Source organism: Campylobacter sp. LMG 17559, assembly GCF_024723605.1.
Taxonomy (GTDB): domain Bacteria; phylum Campylobacterota; class Campylobacteria; order Campylobacterales; family Campylobacteraceae; genus Campylobacter_D.
The window spans coordinates 89,921-107,367 of record NZ_JANQCZ010000003.1 but is presented as its reverse complement, the minus strand read 5'-3'; the positions used below and the strand labels follow the sequence as shown (position 1 = coordinate 107,367).

Annotated in this window: 16 protein-coding genes; 10 read left to right on the top strand and 6 right to left on the bottom strand. The window is 30.5% G+C overall.

What is annotated here, in order from left to right; translation table 11 throughout:
• Positions 1-3: 3 nt before the first annotated feature.
• Genes CAMP5082_RS02385 through bamA form a run of 3 tightly spaced genes read right to left on the bottom strand, consistent with a single transcriptional unit; the run spans position 4 to position 3,571 of the window.
• Positions 4-459 carry a 23S rRNA (pseudouridine(1915)-N(3))-methyltransferase RlmH gene (locus CAMP5082_RS02385; protein ID WP_337205811.1) on the bottom strand — a complete coding sequence of 152 codons (456 nt, stop codon included), beginning with the start codon at positions 457-459 and terminating at the stop codon, positions 4-6.
• A gap of 2 nt (positions 460-461) precedes the next feature.
• Complete coding sequence (gene accD / locus CAMP5082_RS02380) at positions 462-1,304, bottom strand: acetyl-CoA carboxylase, carboxyltransferase subunit beta (protein ID WP_263663562.1); 843 nt, start codon at positions 1,302-1,304, stop codon at positions 462-464.
• Positions 1,305-1,354: 50 nt separating this feature from the next.
• Positions 1,355-3,571 (bottom strand): outer membrane protein assembly factor BamA, encoded by a 2,217-nt coding sequence (bamA, locus tag CAMP5082_RS02375; RefSeq protein ID WP_337205810.1) that lies wholly within the window; start codon positions 3,569-3,571, stop codon positions 1,355-1,357.
• A gap of 78 nt (positions 3,572-3,649) precedes the next feature.
• On the opposite strand from bamA, the gene CAMP5082_RS02370 reads away from it, so the two are divergent.
• The 9 genes from CAMP5082_RS02370 (at position 3,650) to rimP (ending at position 11,833) form a co-directional block, all read left to right on the top strand.
• A complete protein-coding gene (locus tag CAMP5082_RS02370; protein ID WP_115644948.1) occupies positions 3,650-4,477 on the top strand; it encodes a prephenate dehydrogenase in 828 nt (275 codons plus the stop codon).
• 73 nt (positions 4,478-4,550) lie between these two features.
• On the top strand, positions 4,551-5,930 hold the full coding sequence (locus tag CAMP5082_RS02365) for a M23 family metallopeptidase (protein WP_337205809.1): 1,380 nt from the start codon (positions 4,551-4,553) through the stop codon (positions 5,928-5,930).
• A gap of 2 nt (positions 5,931-5,932) precedes the next feature.
• Positions 5,933-6,817 (top strand): UDP-3-O-acyl-N-acetylglucosamine deacetylase, encoded by an 885-nt coding sequence (lpxC, locus tag CAMP5082_RS02360; protein ID WP_263702708.1) that lies wholly within the window; start codon positions 5,933-5,935, stop codon positions 6,815-6,817.
• A 41-nt stretch (positions 6,818-6,858) separates the two neighbouring features.
• Positions 6,859-7,266 carry a tRNA threonylcarbamoyladenosine biosynthesis protein TsaB gene (locus CAMP5082_RS02355; RefSeq protein ID WP_263678416.1) on the top strand — a complete coding sequence of 136 codons (408 nt, stop codon included), beginning with the start codon at positions 6,859-6,861 and terminating at the stop codon, positions 7,264-7,266.
• Between the two features lie 8 nt (positions 7,267-7,274).
• Complete coding sequence (gene thrB, locus CAMP5082_RS02350; RefSeq protein ID WP_263724706.1) at positions 7,275-8,153, top strand: homoserine kinase; 879 nt, start codon at positions 7,275-7,277, stop codon at positions 8,151-8,153.
• A 24-nt stretch (positions 8,154-8,177) separates the two neighbouring features.
• Positions 8,178-8,444: a hypothetical protein gene (locus CAMP5082_RS02345; protein WP_263708291.1), complete on the top strand. Its 267-nt coding sequence runs from the start codon at positions 8,178-8,180 to the stop codon at positions 8,442-8,444.
• Positions 8,425-11,061 carry a translation initiation factor IF-2 gene (gene infB, locus CAMP5082_RS02340; RefSeq protein ID WP_337205808.1) on the top strand — a complete coding sequence of 879 codons (2,637 nt, stop codon included), beginning with the start codon at positions 8,425-8,427 and terminating at the stop codon, positions 11,059-11,061. Before CAMP5082_RS02345 ends, infB begins: the two co-directional genes overlap by 20 nt.
• On the top strand, positions 11,058-11,414 hold the full coding sequence (gene rbfA, locus CAMP5082_RS02335; RefSeq protein ID WP_220524167.1) for a 30S ribosome-binding factor RbfA: 357 nt from the start codon (positions 11,058-11,060) through the stop codon (positions 11,412-11,414). Before infB ends, rbfA begins: the two co-directional genes overlap by 4 nt.
• Entirely contained in the window at positions 11,411-11,833 is a 423-nt protein-coding gene (gene rimP / locus CAMP5082_RS02330; protein WP_039617408.1) for a ribosome maturation factor RimP, read from the top strand. The genes rbfA and rimP overlap by 4 nt, the downstream gene beginning before the upstream one ends.
• 472 nt (positions 11,834-12,305) lie before the next feature.
• Here rimP and CAMP5082_RS02325 read toward each other — a convergent pair whose 3' ends face one another.
• A complete protein-coding gene (locus tag CAMP5082_RS02325) occupies positions 12,306-14,228 on the bottom strand; it encodes a motility associated factor glycosyltransferase family protein (RefSeq protein WP_263663577.1) in 1,923 nt (640 codons plus the stop codon).
• Positions 14,229-14,337: 109 nt separating this feature from the next.
• Between CAMP5082_RS02325 and ribD the strand changes: the two genes are divergently transcribed.
• On the top strand, positions 14,338-15,330 hold the full coding sequence (gene ribD / locus CAMP5082_RS02320) for a bifunctional diaminohydroxyphosphoribosylaminopyrimidine deaminase/5-amino-6-(5-phosphoribosylamino)uracil reductase RibD (RefSeq protein WP_337205807.1): 993 nt from the start codon (positions 14,338-14,340) through the stop codon (positions 15,328-15,330).
• Here ribD and sppA read toward each other — a convergent pair.
• A complete protein-coding gene (gene sppA / locus CAMP5082_RS02315) occupies positions 15,327-16,220 on the bottom strand; it encodes a signal peptide peptidase SppA (protein ID WP_337205806.1) in 894 nt (297 codons plus the stop codon). The two genes, ribD and sppA, sit on opposite strands and share 4 nt — an antisense overlap.
• A complete protein-coding gene (mqnF, locus tag CAMP5082_RS02310) occupies positions 16,208-17,431 on the bottom strand; it encodes an aminofutalosine deaminase family hydrolase (RefSeq protein WP_337205805.1) in 1,224 nt (407 codons plus the stop codon). Before mqnF ends, sppA begins: the two co-directional genes overlap by 13 nt.
• Positions 17,432-17,447: the final 16 nt, after the last annotated feature.

Below are 17,447 nucleotides of genomic sequence, written 5' to 3'. Positions count from 1 at the left end.
CTCCTATTTGTGATATGGGTGATTTGTATTAATGCAAAAAGCACGATAAATTTGCTCTAAAAGCATAGTTTTAGCAAATTTATGTACCAAGGTCATTTTGCTAAGAGCTATACTTATATGCATTTGTGCAATAAATTCTTGCTCAAATCCATAAGCACCGCCTATAAAAAATGTAATTTCATTTTTATCTTGCAATAATTTTGCAAATTCTACACTTGTAAATTCTTTACCCTTTTCGTCTAATGCTATACAAAAACCTTTTTTATAAGGACTTAGTGCATTTGTATAAGATTTTTTTGCTTCTATGGCGTTAGTATTTTGTGCTTGATTAATTTTGTTATTAAAAACATATATATCATTAAAACTACAAAATTTCTTAATAAGCTTAGTATAATGCTCATCTATCTTGTTAAATTCATCATTATTATTTTTTTGAATGCTCAAAAGATTAATTTGCATTTTTAGTTTTTAGAAAAAAATCTTAAAAAGTCTGCTATAAATTTTTTATGTTCATTTCTTTCTACAATCGCATCAATCAACCCATGTTCAAGTAAAAATTCAGCCTTTTGAAAGCCTTCTGGTAAATCAGCTCCTATGGTTTGTTTAATAACCCTAGCTCCTGCAAAGCCTACTAAAGCACCAGGTTCAGCCATGATGATATCTCCAAGCCAAGCAAAGGACGCGCTCACTCCACCCATGGTCGGATCAGTTAAGACTGAAATATAAGGAAGTTTTTCTTCTGCTAATAGTTTTAACGCTGCACTTGTTTTGCTCATTTGCATTAAAGAATAAGTGCTTTCTTGCATTCTAGCTCCACCACTTGCACTCACTATAACAACAGGAGTTTTTTTCTCAATAGCTCTTTCAATAGCTCTAAGAATTTTTTCACCTTCTACTGAGCCTAAGCTTCCACCCATGAAAGAAAAATCAAAAACAACTAATTGAGTTTTTATCCCATCTATGGTGCATTCTCCGCTTATTATGGCGCTTTTTCTACCTGTTTTTTCTTCATTTTCTGCTAATCTTTTTTTATACGATTTGCTATCTACAAATTTAAGTGGATCGATTGCATGTAAGTCTTTATCCATTTCCACAAAAGAGCCTTCATCGCTAAGTAATTCAATGCGTTTTAGAGGGTTTAATCTCATATGAAAATTACATTTAGGACAAACATTATAACAAGTTTCTATTTCTTTATAATACATTAACGCATGACAAGAATTACATTTTACCCAGTGATTTGGAGCTTCACTTGGAGCGGCTTGCTTGCGTCTTATACTAGAAAAAATATCTAAAAAATTCATTATCTCTACCTAAAATAAAATTTCAAAATTATAGCAAGATTTTATTGCTTTTAAAATCTTGCACCCAACATAAACTCAAATTTGCTCAAATCGTCTTTTGAGCTAGTATTAAATGGTTTAGCAAAAACTAAATTTAAAGCACCTAGTGGGGTTAACCACTCAAAGCCAACGCCTGTACTCCATCTTTGAATTTGACTTAAAGAACTCTCTCCTATAGCACCATAATCAAAAAATACACTACCTCTAAGTTTGATTCTATCAAAGATTGGAAAGCTAAGTTCTACAGAATTTGCAAAAGCCACTGTACCACCTGTTTCATCACCCCATTCATTTTTAGGACTCACGCTTCTTCTATCAAAACCTCTAATAGTTCCTATACCACCAAGATATAATTTTTCATTGATAGGTAAATAACCTTGATCCCATACCTTATAAAAACTTGCTTTATAACGATAAATCAAATCCCAACCTATAAACTCTTCCAAGCCTTGATAATAATTAAATTTAGTAGTAGAGCTTATAAATTCTTGATCCCCACCTAAGCCTGCATATTCAAGCGAAGTTGAGGCGATAAAACCTGATCTTGGCAAATAATAATCATCTGTATTGTTAAACACTATCGAAGGAGTGATGGAACTTTTATAAGTTTTTCCAAGTTTATATCCTTGAGCGATTAAGCGATCACTTAAATGATAAATATCACTTTGTTCAAGATTATAAGTTAAATCAACACTTGTATATCTTCCTAAAGTTTTACCAACGCTTATGTCAAAACCATAGTTTCTCTCATCATAGCTATCCCATTCTAAACGATCTGAATATAATGATCCTCCAAGAGAATAATCACTATCATTTACTCTAGGATTTCTTAAAGATACTCTACCAGAAAGTGTATCATCACCTTTGTCTATACTCACACTTCCTTTCATACCAGAGCCTAAGATATTTGCATCAGATAATGAAGCGCTAAGTAAAATTCCATCACTAGTTCCATAGCCAATACCACCTGAAATGGCTCCAGTTGAAGCTTCCTTGACTTCTACTATCAAATCAATATGCGTATCATCTACTCTTTGTTCTTTAATATCTACATTTTCAAAATACGCAGTTCTTCTTAAGGCATTTCTTGAGTCTATTAAATCAGTTCTATTGTAAAGATTACCTTCTGTTAGGTAAAGCTCTCTACGAATAACTCTATCAACTGTTTTGGTATTGCCTGAAATTTCAACATTTCTAACATATACTTTTTCATTAGGTATGACTTTAAAAATAATCATAGCTTCATGATTTTCTTTATCTTTTTGTATATCAGGTATAACTTGTACAAAAGCATAGCCCAAATCAGCTGTTTTAGTTTCTATAGTCTTTATATCTTCTCTTAGTTTTTCTATATTAACTATTTTTCCAACACTTAATTTTAAATCATTTGCCAAAGCTTCATTTTCTTCATCACTAAAAATTGGATTAAAAATTTTAACCCCTTTGACTTTATAAACCTCACCCTCGTTGATAAAATAAGTTAAATCAGCTTGATAAGTATCTGTGTAAGTATTTAAAAAAGCAGGAGATACGCTCACATCAAGATAACCTTCTTTTAAATATACATCTGAAATTCTTGAGCTATCATTTGCTAAATCAAAGATTTTAAGCTTACCATCATTAAAGCCCCACATCCAGCCTAGGGCTTCTCTTTGTTTATTTGCTACCGCAGGTTCAATATCTGAATAGCTTAAATTTTTTGCACCACTTAAATGCACTTTTTCTATGATGATATTTTCCCCACGATTTACAACAAAAGTAAGTTTTAATGAGCTTGAATTACTTAATTTTTCATCTTTGATTTCTACAACAGTATCATAAAAACCTTTGGCTTGATAAAAAAGTTTGATTTTTTCGGCTGCATCTTTGGCTGAATTTTCATCATATAAAATTCCAGGTTTTAAGCCAACAAGGCTTTCTATTTGTTTTCTATCATTACTTGCTATACCTTGAATATCTATTTTTCCAATGGAAGGTTTTTCTACTACTTTAAAAATCAGCACCCCATTTTTTTCTTCTACTACTATGTCTTTAAAATAATTTCTATCAAAAAGATTTTTAATCGCTGTATCTATACTAGCAGGATCAATTTTTTGTCCTATTTTTAATTTAGAAATCGCAATAGCGCTTTCTTTAGAAAGTTGCGATAAGCCTTCAAATTTTATATCTTTAATCGTAGCTGCACATAAAGAACTTGAGAGTGCAAAGAAAACAAACCATTTTTTCATCAAATCTACCTAAATTTTTATATACAAAATCGTTATAATACCAAAATATTTTTAACTAATGCTTTTTAAGGAAAATTTATGAAAGTAGGTATAGTCGGACTTGGCTTAATAGGTGGATCTTTGGGTCTTAGCCTAAGAGAGAATAAATTAATAGATTTAGTTTGTGGATATGATATAAACAAAGAATTTGAACAAATCGCGCTAGAGCGAAAATTAATAGATAAAATTGTTTCTTTTGAAGAGTTGAAAAAATGTGATGTGATTTTTTTAGCTATTCCTGTAAGAGCTATTGTAAAAATCTTAAAAGAATTTCAAGATTTTTCTAAAGATTGCACTATCATTGAGCTTGGAAGTACAAAAGAGGAAATTATTAAAAATTTACCTCCTTATTTGAAAAGTCAATTTATCGCAGCTCATCCTATGGCAGGAACTGAAAATAGTGGCCCAAATGCAGCTATAAAAGATTTATACAAAAATGCAGTTTGTGTTTTGTGCGATGTGCAAAATGCTGATCATATTCATCAAAAAAGGGCTATAGAAATTTTTTCAGATTTAGGAATGAAGCTTGTATTTATGGACAGTATTGCGCATGATCATCATGCTTCTATCATTTCACACTTACCGCATGTGATTAGTTTTTCTTTGGCAAATTTTGTGATGAAAGAAGAAAATAAAAAAAATATAGCTCACCTAGGAGGTCCTTCTTTTAAAGATATGTGTAGGATTGCCAAATCAAACCCTCAAATGTGGAGTGGTATTTTTGAGCAAAATAAACAAAATTTATTAAATTCTATTGATTTATTTCAAAAAGAACTACAAGAATGTAAAAAAATGATAGAAAAATGTGATATAAATGAGCTTGAAACTTGGATTAAAAGTGCAAATAAATTAAGAGAAATTTTATAAAATTTTTTATAATTTACTCTTAATTTGCTAAAGAATAATATATTTTTAAAAAATATAGATTGAAAGTGAAAATATGGTTTTTGCGCGTAAAAGATCAAATAAAAAATGGATTTTTGTAGTTTTTTTAATACTTTTAGCCTTTGTGGTGTTTGTTTTAAATACAAAGTTGTTTGAAAAAAATCCTCCGTTGATTCAAACAAAATCAGATGTAATTTATAGTAATCTAACAGATCCTATATCCATAGAAATAAGCGATGAAAGTGCTTTAAAAGATATAAAAGTTACTTTATTTAAGGCAAATGAATTAAATGGCGAAATACTTGTAAATGAGCATGTTAAAGGCAATAAAAAAAGCATTCATTTTGATTTAAAATTACCAAAACCAGCTTATAAAGAAAAAGTTGATTCTTATAAACTTGTAATAGAAGCAAGTGATGGTAGTTTTTGGAATTTCTTTTTAGGAAATCAAGCGCTTAAAGAAGTAAAAGTTATCATTGACACCAAAAAACCACTTGTAGAAATTTTAGATAACTCTTATCAAATCGAACAAGGTGGAGTAGGTAGTGTGGTATTTAAAGCAAGTGATGAGAATTTACAAGAAGTTTATATTACAACTGATAAAGATAAGATTTTTAAAGCAACTCCTTATGTGAAAGAAGGATATTATGCTGCTTTGATTCCTTGGGAGGCTACTGATGAGCATTTTAGAGCTTATGTGGTGGCAGTAGATAAAGCAGGTAATGTAAACAAACAAAGAATTAGATATTATTTTACTAATAAAAAATACCGTGTATCAAATATAAAAGTAAGTGATAGATTTTTAGATGGCAAGATTGAATTTTTAGCACAAAAATATGCCCCAAAAGATAGAGAATTAAGTAGGCTTGAAAAATTTAAATTTGTGAATGAAGATTTGAGAGCTTCTAATGAAGTTATTATTCATGATATTACAAGTAAAGTTCCTGATACTATGATTAATAATTTTAAAGTTAATCTTTTCAAGCCTTTAAAAAATGGCCAAAAAGTAGCTGATTATGCTGATCATAGATTTTATTCTTATAATAATCAAGCATTTAGTAGCTCTTATCATATGGGGCTTGATTTAGCAAGCATAAAAGAAGCACCTATTGTTAGCAATAACGATGGTGAAGTGGTATTTGTGCAAGAAAATGGAATTTATGGATTAAATATTATCATCTATCATGGCTTTGGGATTTATACTCTTTATGGACACTGTACTAATGTGGATGTAAATGTGGGTGATAGAGTTAGAGCAGGTGATGTTATAGGCACTACAGGCACTACAGGTTTAGCACTTGGAGATCATGTGCATTTTGGTGTTTTGGTGCAAGGAGTTGAAGTGCGTCCTGAGCAATGGCAAGATGCAAAATGGATAAAAGAAAATATCTATAATGTATTAGAATCAAGCAAAAAAAGAATTTTGAGTGAATAAAAATGAATCAAACAACAATAGCAAAAGAAGTTAAAGGTGTTGGCATAGGTTTGCACAAGGGTGAGCCTATTAGTATAAAATTAGAGCCATTAGAAGCTGGCAGTGGTATAGTGTTTTATAGAAGTGATTTGGGAATTTCTTATGAAGCAAAGCCTGAAAATGTCATCGATACGCAAATGGCTACTGTAATAGGCGATCATAGGGGTTATGTTTCTACTATAGAGCATTTAATGAGTGCAATTAATGCTTATGGTATTGACAATGTGCGTATAGTTTTAGATGCTAATGAAGCTCCTGTAATGGATGGTAGTAGCATAGGCTTTTGTATGATGCTTGAAGAAGCAGGCATAAAAGAGCTTGACGTGGCTAAAAAAATTTTAGTGATTAAAAAAATTGTAGAAGTAAAAGAAGGTAATAAATTTGTGCGTTTAAGTCCTACGGATATGCCTATTATAAACTATACAATCGAATTTGATAATCCTATTATAGGTAAGCAAAATTATTGTTTTGAATTTAGCAAACAAAACTACATAGAGCAAATAGCAAGAGCAAGAACCTTTGGCTTTTTAAAGGATGTTCAAGCTTTAAGAGCTATGAATTTAGGTCTTGGTGGAAGCTTAGAAAATGCTGTTGTAATTGATGATAATCGTATTTTAAACCCTGAAGGTTTGCGTTTTAAAGATGAATTTGTGCGTCATAAAATTTTAGATGCCATAGGTGATTTAACCTTGCTTGGATGTAGAGTTTTTGGAGACTATACTTCTTATGCAGGTTCGCACAAACTTAATCATCTTTTAACCAAAGAACTTTTAAAAGATCCTAGTGCTTATGAAGTGGTAAGTTTAGAAAAAAGTGCATATAAAGTTTATGAAAAGGTTTTTGCATAAAAAAGGTTACTTTACTTTTAAATGCCATAGCAAAACCTTTAATGCTTGGTATTTATGAAAATGATGTATTGATAAAAACCATTGAGAACGATTTAAAAGTTAGTGAAGTTTTGCCAAAAATACTGCAAGATTTACTTTCACAATATGAGTTTGAAAAGCTTATTTATGTACATGGACCAGGCTCTTACATGGGTATAAAAATTTCTTATGTTTCTTTTAAAACCCTAGCTATAGTTAAAAATATACCTTTAAAAGCTATTAGTGCTTTTGAGCTAAATAATAACGCTCCTATAGCTGCAAATAAACATTTATGTTTTGTAAAAAAAGATGATGATGAGATTGTTTTAGAAAAGACACAAGCGGGAAGTTTTTTTATGCCCCAAAGTTTAAAAGGTTTAAATTTCAGTAAAGAAAATACACCTTTTTATGTTTTAGATGCGATTAATTAAGGTAAAAAATGAAGATTTTAGTTCCTGCTACAAGTGCAAATTTAGGTCCTGGTTTTGATTGTTTGGGTTTGAGTTTAAAATATTTTAATCAAACCATAGTTGAAAAATCTAAATTTTTTAGCATTAGCATACACGGAGAAGGTGAAAATAATATCTATCTTAAAAAAAACAATAGTTTTGTCAATATTTTTTATGAAATTTATCAAAGACTTAGTGGCAAAAAAGATAATTTCCGCTTTGTTTTCCAAAATAATATCCCTTTAGCTAGAGGCATGGGAAGTTCTTCTGCTGTGATAGTTGGAGCCATTGCTTGTGCTTATGAATTGAGTGGGTTTAAAGCGGATAAAAATACCATTTTAAATGAAGCTTTAAAATATGAAAACCATCCAGATAACATAGCTCCAGCAACACTTGGGGGTTTTGTGTGTGCATTAACTCATAATGAAAAAGTTTTAGCTATAAAAAAAGAAGTAGATAAAGATTTACAAGCTATTATAACCATACCAAATGTAGCGATGAATACTCAAAAATCAAGAGCAGTTTTAGCCAAAAAAATCAACCTAGAAGATGGTGTTTTTAATCTTTGCCATGCTTCATTTTTAACCGCTTGCTTTTTAGAGAAAAAATATGATTTATTAAAATATGCAAGTTTGGATAAACTTCATCAAAATCAAAGAATGAAACTTTTGCCAGAACTTTTTGAAGTGCAAAAACTAGCTTTAGATAATAATGCTCTCATGAGTACACTTTCAGGATCAGGTTCGAGTTTTTTTACTCTAGCTTATAAAGATGATGCTAAACAAATCAAAGAAAAAATCAAAAATAAATTTGCTAAATTTAGAGTTGAGCTTTTAGAATTTGATGATGAGGGCTTTAAAATTTGCTAAAAATTCCAAAAAAAAGATATAATTTTGAAAAATCATATACCCATTAGAATGTGCATTGTTTGCAAAGGTCGTTATGAAAAGCAAGGTTTGCAACAATTTCAAATAAAAAATTCTCAAATTATCACTAAAGTGGAATTTGGTAGGAGTTTGTATATTTGTAATTCATGTTTTGATAAAGATGAAAAAACATTGCAAAGGGCTTTTATGAGAGCTTGCAAAGGCAATTTTCATGGTAATATAAATCAGCAGGATTTAAAGGAGATATTTTTTAATGGCAGATGTAAAGATTAGCGAGATCGCTCAAGAGTTAGGATATACAAGTAAAGAAATTATAGAAAAAGCCAATGAAATGGGCTTAGAAGATATCAAATCCCCTAACAAAAAAGTATCTTCTGAAATCGCAGAGGCGATTTATCAATACGTTCAATCCGGTGAAATACTAGATGTGGTAAAAAAAGTAGCCAAACCTAAAAAAGAAAGTACGGCAAAAAAAACTTCAACTAAAAAAGAAGAAAATAAAAAAGAAGAGAAAAAAACTACTATTAAAAAAGAAAGTAAAAGCCCTACTAAAGCAGTAAGTGAAAAAAAAGATGAAATAAAAAAAGAAGAAAAACAACCTGAAAATCCTATAAAAAATGAAGTATTAGAAGAAAAAAAAGAAGAAATTAAATTCGATGAGAAGCTAGGTTCTAATTTGAATTTAGCCAAAAGAAGAGGCTTGGTCATCGTTAAAAAGAAAAAAGAAGAAAGCAAAGAAACTCAAATAAACAAAGAAGAAAAACTTAGTATACAAACTACTCAAGGTTTAAGCCTTAGTATGATTTTTTCAAATTCAGATGAGAATTTAAAAAGAAAGAAAAAAGAAAAGAAAAATCATCCTGTAGCAAGCAAAAAAGAAAGCACTACTAAAATGGATCTTTTAGGAGATAAAGACTTTGCTGATATCTCTTTAGAAGATGATGATATGGTAGTTTTACCTGATTTTAGTGTAAAAGAAAACAAACCAGCACAACCAGTAAACAAAAAACAACCAAATATCTTAAAGCAATCTTTAAATAATTCTATCAATCCATTTGGCGAGGGTGGTATACAAAGAAGAAGTCGTAAAAAGCCACCTAAAAAGGTAGAAAAAAAAGAAAGTGAAGCTATAACAAGTGTAAGCATACCTAAAGAAATTCGTGTGTATGAATTTGCTGAAAAACTTGGTAAAAACACTGGAGAAGTTATCTCTAAACTTTTTATGCTTGGTATGATGACGACTAAAAATGACTTTTTAGATGAAGATGCTATAGAAATTCTTGCTGCTGAATTTGGAGTGGAGATTAATATCATTGATGAGGCTGATGAGTTTGATTATGTAAAAGATTATGATGAAAATCAAACAGAAGAAAATTTAAGCCAAAGAGCCCCGGTTATCACTATTATGGGGCATGTTGATCATGGTAAGACTTCTTTGCTTGATTATATAAGAAAATCACGCATTGCAAGTGGCGAAGCAGGTGGGATTACTCAGCATGTGGGCGCTTATATGGTGGAAAAAAATGGTAGAAAAATCACTTTTATCGATACTCCAGGCCATGAGGCATTTACTGCTATGCGTGCAAGGGGAGCTAGTATAACGGATATTGTTATTATCGTAGTAGCTGCAGATGATGGGGTAAAACCACAAACTAAAGAAGCGATTAATCATGCAAAAGCAGCTAATGTGCCTATCATCATTGCTATTAATAAAATGGATAAAGAAAACGCAAATCCTGACATGGTAAAAACCCAGCTAGCAGAAATGGATATCATGCCAGTAGAATGGGGTGGAAGCCATGAGTTTGTGCCAGTTTCAGCTAAAAAGGGTGATGGTATAGAGGATTTACTTGAAATTGTATTGTTACAAGCTGATATTTTAGAGCTTAAAGCAAATCCAAAAGCCCATGCTAAAGCAAGTATTATAGAATCTTCAGTGCAAAAAGGTAGAGGTCCTGTGGCTACTATCATCGTGCAAAATGGTACTTTAAGAGTAGGAAATACTGTCGTAGCAGGGGAAGCTTATGGTAAAGTGCGTGCTATGAGTGATGATCAAGGCAAAGCTTTAAAAGAAATAGGCCCAGGTGAGTGCGGAGTGATCATAGGTCTTAGTGAAGTAGCTGATGCAGGAGAAACGCTAATAGCTGTAGATAGCGATAAACAAGCAAGAGAATACGCTAATAAACGCCATGAATACAACCGCCAAAAAGAACTAAGCAAATCCACTAAAGTAAGTATAGATGAGCTTGGTGCAAAAATCAAAGAAGGCAATTTAAAAGCCCTTCCTGTGATCTTAAAAGCAGATGTGCAAGGTTCACTTGAAGCGATTAAGGCGAGTTTAGAAAAACTTAAAAACGATGAGATTAAGGTTAATATCATCCATAGTGGGGTAGGTGGGATTACTCAAAGTGATATAGAGCTTGCAAGTGCTAGTGAAAACTCTATCGTTTTAGGCTTTAATATACGCCCAACTGGTGAGATCAAAGAACGCGCTAAAGATAAAGGCGTAGAGATAAAAACTTATAATGTTATTTACAATTTGCTTGATGATGTAAAAGCCTTACTAGGCGGTATGATGAGTCCTATCATCTCTGAAGAACAACTTGGTCAAGCTGAAATTCGCCAAGTGATCAATGTACCAAAACTAGGCCAAATCGCAGGTTGTATGGTAACAGAAGGCACGATCAATCGTGGTGCGAAAATCAGACTCATTAGAGATGGGGTTGTGGTATTTGAAGGCAATGTAAGCTCGCTCAAACGCTTTAAAGATGATGTAAGAGAAGTTGCAAAAGGCTATGAATGCGGTGTAGGCATAGAAGGTTGTAATGATATGAGAGTGGGGGATTATATAGAAAGTTACAAAGAAGTTGAGGAACAAGTAAGCCTATGAACCCAGCTGAAATCAAAAAGCTACGCACAGAAAGTATTTTAAAAGAGCTTATACCAGAAGCTTTAGCAAATTTAGACAACGAAGCTTTAAAAAATTTGTGCGTAGTGGATGTAGAGTGTAAAAAAGGCAGATACGATGCTTTTGTGTATTTAGATAAAATGTTTTTTAATACCCAAGAGCAAGAAATCATACTCAATCAACTTAAAAAAGCCGCCCGTGCTTTGCAAAATTACTGCATGAGTGAGCAAGGGTGGTATAGATGTCCGAATTTTCACTTTAAATTTGATGATAGATTAGAGTATCAAAACCACATGGATGCTTTATTTGAGAAAATCAAAAAAGGAACAAAATGAATCTTGAAGCACTTTGTAAAGAAGCAGGGCTTAGCTTTTATGATGATGAGCTAGTAAGTGAAAATGGTAGAAAGATTTATAGAATTTATGTGCAAAAAGAAGGTGGGGTAAATCTTGATGATTGTGCTAGACTTAGCGAAATTTTATCGCCTATTTTTGATGTAGAACCACCTGTGAGTGGGGAGTATTTTTTAGAAGTATCAAGCTGTGGGCTTGAGAGAAAACTTAGCAAAATCGAGCATTTTGCAAAAAGCATTAACGAACTTGTAAAAATCACAACTAGTGAAAAAGAAAAAATCGAAGCAAAAATCATCGCCGTAGATGATGAAAATATCACTTTAGAAAATTTGGAAACTCAAGAAAAAACTACTATAAAATTTAGCGATATAAGAAAAGCTAAAACCTTCATACAATGGTAAAAATTTAGAAATCTAAATTTTTACTCATCTTTTGTATAATTGAATTTAAACATAAAAACAAAAAGCTATAAAAATTTTATATTTGCAGATTAAAGGGAAATAGTATGAATATTGTTGAATTTCACTTTTTAAATGAAAATAAAATACAAGCACAAATAGAAAATTCAAATGAAAATTTTTAGGATATTTTTGGAAAAAAGTAAAAAGTACAATTAATATATTAAAGCCTTACAAATATTTAGTAAATTTGATTTTTTAAATTATGAGATATATGTCTTAGTTTTAAAATTTTTAAGATGCTTTGATTATTGAATTTGTTTTCTTAGTGTGTGAATTTTATCCTTTCCTAAAGCAAAATAATGTCTTTGTTTTTTCTACAAAAAATTTAAGACTGGCAAGTATTTATTTCTTAGTGAGTAAGAACAAAAATTAGAGAAAATAAAAGTGCAGTTTTTGCATTTTTATTTTTGTATTAAAATTGATAGTGTAATCTAGTTTTTTCTATTTTTAAAATATACTTTTGAAGATGCATATTTTTTAATTCATTTTCTATATTTATAATATTTTTTTTCAAAGTATTTTTTAATACTTTTATATGGCTATTTATTGTGAGTATCCATTCTAAGTGTTCTTTAATCCAAAGATGGTTTTTATTGAAAGCCTCTTCTTTTGTTTTTGGATTAAATATATAAATTCTAGCAAGATTGAGTTCAAATTGAGCATTTAAAGAATCTGCAATAGAACGTAATATTAATACTTTGTGCATTTTTTCTTTGAAGATATCTAATTGGTTTATAATATTATTAAAATTTTTCTCATCATTGCTTAAAAAATACAAAGTATTAAAAGTGAGAGTGCATTCTTTTTCTAAAATATTGCATATTTTTATAGCTTTATGAACTTTGTAAAACGACTTTAACATAAGTTCTATTTGTTTATTAAGGTTAGATTTTTCAAGTTTGGTAAAATATTTTTTTGGTTCTTTTTCAAGAATTTTTTGACAAACTTCTTTAAAAGGTTTTTCTATAGTTTCCTCTATTCTAGCTCCACCTTCGGTGCAGTTATATGTCGTTATATTAAGAAAATTTTTTGCATATAATATTTTTTTCTCCAATTCGGTTTTAAACATAATCCATGTATTTGTTGTTGGAATAAGGTTTTTGCCACCATAAGCTAATATTTTTAAGTTGTAATGGATTTCTTGAGGATTATAGGTATCATATTTTCCGTAGTGATATTCTTCTGGATGTGAAGATCCATCACTGCCATAAGCTAGATCCTGTCCTACTAAAAAGATATTTTTATATTCTAGTTTTAGTGCTAAAAAATAAGCCATATTTGCAACACTTGGGCATCCCGTTGAATATTCAAATTGCTTTAAGTGAAAATATTTATCCAAAGGTAGCATTCTTTGGATAAATATAAATTTACGATGATTTTGTTTTAAATATTTGACCGTGTTAAGATGTGTGACACTTGATAAAATAAAAATTATATCTTGATCAAATTCTCCAAAATCATTATTAAAAAATTCACTAGTTTCTTTAATTCTTTCTAAAGATAAAACATAATCAGGTTTTATGTCATGTTTTGCTAGTATAGGATAAGCACTATCAGCACAAAAAATAGTTGCTTTGTCTGCATATTTTTTAAGCAAAGGAAGTTGTTTAATTAAAGAAGGACCCGTTGAAACTATAATAGCGTGTTTGGAACTACCTTTTCTTTTAAGCATTAATTCTTTGAATGAAAAATTTGAAATAATATCCGGAAGGTTGTAAATAAAATTTTCTATACCCTTGAGAGCGTCTTGAGAGTCGGTTCCTTTTGCTAATATAGCTTGTTTTATATGTATTTGCATATTTTGATTTGTTTTTATAATATCTTCTTGGTATCTTTCATAATAATCACAATGAATATCTAAAAAATAAACACGCAAAAAGTTGAAAAAAGGACTATTTGAACAGATGTTGTTATATGTGTTAATATCAATTGATTCTATATCTAAAATAACTAATCGGCGATCTTTTAATTCTTCACTAAAATCTATACATTGAAAACTTAAATAAATAAATTCTATTTCTTTTTCAAAAATAATTATTTTTTGTCTATTTTTGTTTTGTAAAAGAGCTTTATATAAAATTCCATTCCCAAAACCATAAAAATAAAGCACAGGATATAAAAGATATTTATCATTATATAAGTTTAGTTTCTCATTTAATTCACTAAGAGTATTGCTATATACTGTATACCCTTCCTCATGGTGTATAAAATTAATATCTAGAGAATCTTTTCCTTGTAGAATTTGGAATTTTTGAGGTTTAAAATTTTCTAATTTTTCTTTTAATATTTTATTGTTTAAGGCTTCTAGATTTTTATTAAATAAAAATAAATTCATTTTTTATCCTTTAAAATGTTCATGATTTTATTATACTTAAATTTTAAATTATTGATAAGTGGTTAATATATTTTGCTATATTTTTAAAAGTAAAACGATAGAAGGTAGTATGAATCACGAATTTTATATGAATTTGGCCATAGATGAAGCTTGGAAATATCAGCTTTTAACCTACCCTAATCCAGCCGTAGGTTGTGTGATTTTAGATAAAAATGGCAAAATCTTAAGCATAGAAGCGCATAAAGAAGCAGGTAAGGCTCATGCAGAGCTTAAAGCAGTGAGCAAAGCCTTAAAAGCACTTAATCCAAATTTAGATTTACCACAAAATGCAAATGATTTGCATGAGTTTATTTGTCAAAATCATCAGGGGTTATTAAAAGGCGCTAGTGCTTATGTGAGCTTAGAGCCTTGCAATCATCAGGGCAAAACCCCACCTTGTGCGAAACTTTTTAGCACACTTGGTTTTAGCGAAGTTTTTATCGCTACTAAGGATGAGCATAAGCTCGCAAGCGGTGGAGCAGAGTTTTTAAAAGATCAAGGCATAAAAGTTTACTTGGGAATTTGCGAGCAAAGAGCCAAAGAGCTTTTAAAACCTTTTTTAAAATGGCAAAAATCAAGCTTTAAATTTTTTAAACTAGCCCTTTCTTTAAACGGCTCTGCTTATGGTAAAATCGTAAGTTCTAAAGCAAGTAGAACTTACGCTCACACATTACGCTCAAAGCTTGATTTACTTGTAGTGGGCGGAGAAACTATAAGACATGATAGGCCTATTTTAGATGCAAGGTTAGTTCAAGCTAAAGCACCAAATTTATGCATACTAAGCCATCAAAATTTAGAAAGTTTTGATCCAAACATTCCTTTATTTAGCGTACCTAAAAGAGAAATTTTTACAAACATTCCTAGTGAGGCTAAATTTATCATGTATGAGGGTGGGGAGAATTTTTTAAAAGCCTTTAAAGATGAGCTAGATATGCTTTTGATTTTTTCAAACTCGAATTTAAATACCTTTGAAAATGTTAAGTTAGATTTAAAGCTAAAGCCTTTATACAAAGGCTTTTTAGAAAATGATACTTATGGATTTTATGAGATTATTAAATCTTAATAAATTTTTTGTGAGCTTACTTGTGTGAAAAATCGTGCTAAAGTGTTAGCGAAAAAGCTAGCACTTTGCTCTTCTAATCGTTTTAAAAACTTATCTATAGCATCTTCTTTTTGCCAGATAGGGTTTTGCACTTTGGCTAGTTTTTCTACTTCTTTTTTGGCTTGCTCGTAATTGCCTATTTTATCAATGAGTTTTAATTTTAAAGCCTCATTTGCTAAAAATACTTTCGCATCAGCCCATGAGTTTGTTTGGTTTAAGTCTAGCTTGCGATTTTGAGCTACAAATTGTGTGAAAAGCTCATAGCTTTGATTAGCTAAATTTTGTAAAAAGTCTTTTTCATCTTCGCTCCATTTGCGCATGAAAGTTCCTGCTTCTTTATAGCTTCCTGCTTTGATAGTTTGCTCATTTATACCAAGTTTTTGTGCAAGCTCACTTACTTCAAAGCCTTGCATGATTACCCCGATAGATCCTACAAAGCTAGCAGGATTAGCGATGATCATATCAGCTCCTACTGCACTTAAGTAGCTTCCACTTGCTATAGTTCCACCTGCATAGACTACCACAGGCTTTTTAGCTTTAAGATCTTGTATAGCTAAAGCTATTTCCATGCTTGGTGCAAAAGCTCCACCAGGGCTATCTATAAAAAGTAAAACCCCTTTGATAGCTTTATCCTCTTTGACTTTGTAAATTTGTTCTAAAAGATTACTCGCATCGCTAATTTCACCTTTAAGATTAATTTGTGCTAAGTTTGCATTAGAAAGTTTAGCATTATCTCCGCTTGGAGCAAGGATTAAAAATACGATAAATAAAAACACAAAGGTTTTAAAATAAGTGTTGATATAAGAAATGATTTTTCCAATTCCTTTAAAAAATGATTTTATAATTTGCATTCTTTTCCTTCTATAAAAAGTTTTAACACTTCTTTGCTTTGTAAGATAAATTGCAAAGGAAGTTGTTTTAAATTTGTGCTATTTGGTAAAGCAAAAAGACTAAAATCAGCGATTTTGCCTTTTTGAATTTGCCCTAGGTTTAAATTTAAAGCTTTTGCGGCTTTATTTGTCGCCATTAAAAGCAATATTTTAGCAAAATTTTCTAACTCAAAATCATCATGTATAAGTAAATTTGCTCTCATTTCATCAAGCATACTTAAAGAAGTATTTGAGCTTAAGCCATCGGTTCCTAGGTGGATATTAACACTATTTTTTAAAGCAGGTTTTAATTTAAAAGTATTTTTACTCAAAAGTCTGTTTGAAAAAGCACAATGCGTGATCGAGTGTAAATTTTTATCTAATAAATTCCATTCTTTAAAATACACACAATGAGTAAATAAAGTCCTTTGATCTTTAAAAAGCTCTAAAAAGCTTTGTGGAGTGTAAAATGGCATAGGATTTTTGCTAAATTTAGCCAAGCTTTTTTTAAAACCACCTTTTTTAAACCTTAGCCAGTTGTTTTCATGATTACTTTCAAGAAAATGTGTGCTTAGCAAATGATCATTTTCTCTAGCAAGTTTTATAGCAAATTTGGCAAGTTCTGGGTGGGTTGAGTAGGGCGCATGTACTGAAATAGCAGGGATAAATTTAGAAGTTTTAAAACTCATACTTTTTTCATAGCGAGTTAAAAATTCTTCTTTTTTAGCTTGGATAAAATTTGCATTTGAACCTAAAATTTCATTGAAAAACACCACTCTAGCTTGTGAATTGACACAAGGGTTTAAATCACTCCCAAAGCTTGAAATTTCTCCTATGGTAGCAGTGCCACTTTTTAACATTTTATGGATATTTTGTGAGATTAATTTTTCTTTGGCTTTTTCGTTTAATTGCTCGCGGTTATTAAAAACGCTATCAAGCCATTTTAAAAAGTCCCCAAAGACTAAATTTCCATTATTTGCACTAAATTCTAAATGCGTGTGTGGATTGATAAAAGCAGGTAAAAGTAAGGTATCTTTTGGAGTTGGTATAAGCTTAGCTTGTGGGTAGGATTTTTGTAAATTTTCTAAGCTATTAATTTCTAAAATATTATCATCAAAAAGAACTGCTTTGTTTTCTAAAATATTAAAATCATCATCGCAAGTTAAGATGATTTTAGGTGCTATTATAAACATTTTACCTCCTTTAAAA

Bases quoted from the DNA above. Each gene is read 5' to 3' on its own strand.
- CAMP5082_RS02385 (WP_337205811.1), bottom strand. From the start codon at position 459: ATGCAAATTAATCTTTTGAGCATTCAAAAAAATAATAATGATGAATTT.
- accD (WP_263663562.1), bottom strand. From the start codon at position 1,304: ATGAATTTTTTAGATATTTTTTCTAGTATAAGACGCAAGCAAGCCGCT.
- bamA (WP_337205810.1), bottom strand. From the start codon at position 3,571: ATGAAAAAATGGTTTGTTTTCTTTGCACTCTCAAGTTCTTTATGTGCA.
- CAMP5082_RS02370 (WP_115644948.1), top strand. From the start codon at position 3,650: ATGAAAGTAGGTATAGTCGGACTTGGCTTAATAGGTGGATCTTTGGGT.
- CAMP5082_RS02365 (WP_337205809.1), top strand. From the start codon at position 4,551: ATGGTTTTTGCGCGTAAAAGATCAAATAAAAAATGGATTTTTGTAGTT.
- lpxC (WP_263702708.1), top strand. From the start codon at position 5,933: ATGAATCAAACAACAATAGCAAAAGAAGTTAAAGGTGTTGGCATAGGT.
- CAMP5082_RS02355 (WP_263678416.1), top strand. From the start codon at position 6,859: ATGCTTGGTATTTATGAAAATGATGTATTGATAAAAACCATTGAGAAC.
- thrB (WP_263724706.1), top strand. From the start codon at position 7,275: ATGAAGATTTTAGTTCCTGCTACAAGTGCAAATTTAGGTCCTGGTTTT.
- infB (WP_337205808.1), top strand. From the start codon at position 8,425: ATGGCAGATGTAAAGATTAGCGAGATCGCTCAAGAGTTAGGATATACA.
- rbfA (WP_220524167.1), top strand. From the start codon at position 11,058: ATGAACCCAGCTGAAATCAAAAAGCTACGCACAGAAAGTATTTTAAAA.
- rimP (WP_039617408.1), top strand. From the start codon at position 11,411: ATGAATCTTGAAGCACTTTGTAAAGAAGCAGGGCTTAGCTTTTATGAT.
- CAMP5082_RS02325 (WP_263663577.1), bottom strand. From the start codon at position 14,228: ATGAATTTATTTTTATTTAATAAAAATCTAGAAGCCTTAAACAATAAA.
- ribD (WP_337205807.1), top strand. From the start codon at position 14,338: ATGAATCACGAATTTTATATGAATTTGGCCATAGATGAAGCTTGGAAA.
- sppA (WP_337205806.1), bottom strand. From the start codon at position 16,220: ATGCAAATTATAAAATCATTTTTTAAAGGAATTGGAAAAATCATTTCT.
- mqnF (WP_337205805.1), bottom strand. From the start codon at position 17,431: ATGTTTATAATAGCACCTAAAATCATCTTAACTTGCGATGATGATTTT.